The organism is Streptomyces graminilatus, from assembly GCF_001418565.1.
In the GTDB taxonomy this organism is placed as follows: Bacteria; Actinomycetota; Actinomycetes; order Streptomycetales; family Streptomycetaceae; genus Streptomyces; species Streptomyces graminilatus.
In genome coordinates this window covers 1-3847 of the sequence record NZ_LIQQ01000361.1, presented here as the reverse complement: position 1 = coordinate 3847, position 3847 = coordinate 1, and the positions used below count along the sequence as shown (strand labels likewise).

The window sequence follows — 3847 nt, the reverse complement described above, 5'->3', positions numbered from 1 at the left end:
TGGTCGGACTTGAAGTCCTTCGGCTGGAGCCGGAGTTCAGTTCCCACGGATCGTCTCCCGCAGTGTGTGGGCGAGCTGTGCCGCCTTGAACGGTGTACCGGTGACCTGGGTGTACGACTTGACGTCCACCAGGTACTTGGCCCGGAGGAGCATGGCGAGCTGCCCGAGGTTCATCTCGGGCACGACGACGCGCTCGTACCGTGCGAGGACCTCGCCCAGGTTCTTCGGGAAGGGGTTGAGGTGGCGCAGATGGGCCTGCGCGACCGGCTCCCCGGCCTCCCGCAGTTCCCGTACGGCCGCGGTGATCGGGCCGTAGGTGGAACCCCAGCCCAGGACAAGGGTGTTGGCGGTGCCGGAGGGTTCGTCGACCTCGATGTCGGGGACGGTGATTCCGTCGATCTTGGCCTGGCGGGTGCGGACCATGAAGTCGTGGTTGGCGGGGTCGTAGGAGATGTTGCCGGTGCCGTCCTGCTTCTCGATGCCGCCGATGCGGTGTTCGAGTCCGGGGGTGCCGGGGACGGCCCAGGGGCGGGCGAGGGTCTGCGGGTCCCGCTTGTAGGGCCAGAAGACCTCGGTGCCGTCGTCGAGGGTGTGGTTCGGACCCTGCGCGAACTGCACGCGCAGGTCGGGGAGTTCGTCCGTCGCCGGGATGCGCCAGGGTTCGGAGCCGTTGGCGAGGTAGCCGTCGGAGAGCAGGAAGACGGGCGTGCGGTAGGTGAGGGCGATCCGGGCGGCTTCCAGTGCCGCGTCGAAGCAGTCGGCCGGGGTGCGGGGCGCGATCACCGGGACGGGGGCCTCGCCGTTGCGGCCGAACATGGCCTGGAGCAGGTCGGCCTGTTCGGTCTTGGTGGGGAGGCCGGTGGAGGGCCCGCCGCGCTGGATGTCGATGACGAGGAGCGGCAGTTCCAGTGTCACGGCCAGCCCGATCGCCTCGGACTTCAGCGCGACACCCGGGCCGGAGGTGGTGGTGATGCCCAGTGATCCGCCGAAGGCGGCGCCGAGCGCGGCCCCGATACCGGCGATCTCGTCCTCGGCCTGGAAGGTCCGGACGCCGAAGTTCTTGTGCTTGCTCAGCTCGTGCAGGATGTCCGAGGCGGGCGTGATCGGGTAGGAGCCCAAGTACAGGGGCAGATCGGCCTGTTGACCGGCCGCGACGAGCCCGTACGCCAGCGCCAGGTTCCCCGAGATGTTCCGGTACGTGCCGGCGGGGAAGGCGCTGGTGGCCGGGGCGACCTCGTAACTGACGGCGAAGTCCTCGGTGGTCTCGCCGAAGTTCCAACCGGCCTTGAGGGCCGCGATGTTCGCCGCCGCGATGTCGGGCTTCTTGGCGAACTTGGTCTTCAGGAACCTCTCGGTGCCGTCCGTCGGCCGGTGGTACATCCAGCTCAACAGGCCCAGCGCGAACATGTTCTTGGAGCGGTCGGCCTCCTTGCGGGTGAGGCCGAAGTCCTTCAGCGCGCCGACGGTCAGGGTGGTCAGCGGCACCGGGTGGACGCTGTATCCGTCGAGCGAGCCGTCCTCCAGGGGGCTCGTGTCGTAGCCCACCTTCTTCATCGCCCGTTCGGTGAACTCGTCGGTGTTGACGATGATCTCGGCGCCGCGCGGCACCTCGGCGATGTTCGCCTTCAGCGCGGCCGGGTTCATCGCGACGAGGACGTCCGGCGCGTCGCCGGGGGTGAGGATGTCGTGGTCGGCGAAGTGGAGCTGGAAGGACGAGACGCCCGGCAGGGTGCCCGCGGGGGCCCGGATCTCGGCGGGGAAGTTCGGCAGCGTGGACAGGTCGTTCCCGAACGACGCGGTCTCGGACGTGAACCGGTCACCGGTGAGCTGCATGCCGTCACCGGAATCGCCCGCGAACCGGATGACCACCCGGTCCAGGCGGCGCACGTCCTTGGTGCGGTTACCGGCGGGCGCCGGCTCGGCCTCTTCGATGTCCACGGTGTCTACCGTCACGCGACTCGTCTCCTCTGGCTTCCGCTGCTCCGGCGCCGCTGCGTGCGCTGACCTGACCTACCAGGACGCTAGGCAGGCCGCCTTGCGCCGGGCCAAAGCGCGCTCCGGGGGCTCCGGGTGGCGGCGTACACCCGCCGGCCGCCGGTTTCAGCCATGGTTCAGCGGTTCTCCAGAGCGGCTCGCGACCCTTGTCCATGACCGTCGAGACAGCCGGACTCGGCCGGTCGCTCCCCGGGCGACGGGCACCCGGCAGCCCAACTGGCCCACCTGGCAACCCACCTGGCAACCCAACTGGCCCACCTGGCAACCCACCTGGCCCAACTGGCAACCCACCTGGCAGTCCGGAACCCGCCCGCTCACCGCACCTCGGCCCTGCCGACCCCAAGTCTTCGCCTGTTCCTCTCAGTTCGTAACAGGTCATCAGCTTTCGTCACGTTCATCACCGTATGAAGGAGCACACCATGGACGCGTCAGCCCCGGCCTCCCGCCGGACCCTTCTGAGACTCGCCACCGCGGCCACCATCGGCGGTGGCCTCGCCGCCATGCCGCTGCCCGCGTTCGCCGCGTCCGCAGGGTCGGCCGGGGCAGCCAGGTCCGCCCGCTGCGCGCTGCCGAGTGTCCTCAACGTCACCGCCCCGGGCGTGTATCCGGAGGGCGTCGCCTGGGACCCCACCCGCAAGGCGTTCCTCGTGGGATCGAGCGCGCAGGGCACCATCTCGGTGGTCAAGGCGGACGGCTCGGTCACCCCGCTGGTGACCCCGTTCGCCATGGTGTCGGTGCTCGGCGTCACGGTGGACGCGCCCCGGGGCCGGGTACTGGCCGCCTACACCGACTACTTCTTCCGGCTGATGGGCATCGTGGACCCGACGACGCCCCCGGTGTCCGGGGTCGGCGTCTTCGACCTGGCCACCGGTGCCGTGCAGCACCTGGTCGACCTGTCCGACGGACAGGCCCTGCCGCGCGCCAACGACGTCACCTTCGACCGCGAGGGCACCATCTACGTCACCGACACCGGGGTCGACACGGTCAGCACGGTGAGCCGTGACGGCGAGCTGCTGCACATCCTCCGTGACGACCGCTTCCTCACCGACGACACCGGCCCGAACGGCATCGTCCACCACCCGGGCGGCTTCCTCCTCATGGGCAAGTACGAGGGCGGCCGGCTCTTCCGCATCGAGCGCCCCCGCTCGGCCCGGCCGAAGGTCTGCGAGGTCCGCCTGGACCACGCGCCGGCCTCCATCGACGGCCTCGCGCTGCGCCCGGACGGCTCGCTGGTCGTCGCGTCCAACGACCTGTCACTGTCCGGCGGACGCCAGACCCGGGACTGCGTCCTGGTCCTGCGCTCCACCGACGGCTGGCGCACCGCGCGCACGGTGCAGGACCAGACCTGGCCGTTCGAGGACCCCACGACGATCGCCGTGACGCCGTACGGCGACTACGTGGTCAGCGGCGGCCTCCGCGAAATCCTCACAGGCGTCCCGTCGTCCACCCCCGGCCAGTTCCACCTGCGCCGCCGCTGACAGCACGGGCCGGCTCCACCCGCGCCGCGGGCACCGGCCGGCGCCACCCGCGACGCCGCCGACGCACGGACCGGTTGCACTTGCTCGTTGCCGGTGGCGCCGGCCGGTTCGCCCGCAGCGTCGCGGGCGGCACCGTCCGGTTCCACCCGCGTCGCCGCCGCCGATGACACCGACCCGCTGCACCCGCTCCACCTGCTCCATCCGCTGCACCCGCTGCACCCGCTCCATCCGCTGCACCTGCTCCACCCGCTGCACCCGCTCCACCGGCTCCATCCGCTCCACCTGCTCCATCCGCTGTACCCGCTGTACCCGCTCCACCCGCGCCGCCACCGATGAAGCCGGCCGGTGTCCGTGGACACCGGCCGGCTTCATCG

Annotated in this window: 3 protein-coding genes; 2 read left to right on the top strand and 1 reads right to left on the bottom strand. The window is 70.8% G+C overall.

The features are described from left to right. Nucleotides 1-36 precede the first annotated feature (36 nt). Complete coding sequence (locus AOK08_RS28675) at nucleotides 37-1953, bottom strand: 2-oxoacid:acceptor oxidoreductase subunit alpha (RefSeq protein ID WP_055531419.1); 1917 nt, start codon at nucleotides 1951-1953, stop codon at nucleotides 37-39. Nucleotides 1954-2414: 461 nt separating this feature from the next. On the opposite strand from AOK08_RS28675, the gene AOK08_RS28670 reads away from it, so the two are divergent. After that, nucleotides 2415-3473: an SMP-30/gluconolactonase/LRE family protein gene (locus tag AOK08_RS28670; protein WP_055531417.1), complete on the top strand. Its 1059-nt coding sequence runs from the start codon at nucleotides 2415-2417 to the stop codon at nucleotides 3471-3473. Between the two features lie 87 nt (nucleotides 3474-3560). Next, nucleotides 3561-3809: a hypothetical protein gene (locus tag AOK08_RS46030; protein ID WP_157876840.1), complete on the top strand. Its 249-nt coding sequence runs from the start codon at nucleotides 3561-3563 to the stop codon at nucleotides 3807-3809. The last annotated feature ends 38 nt before the right edge of the window (nucleotides 3810-3847 follow it).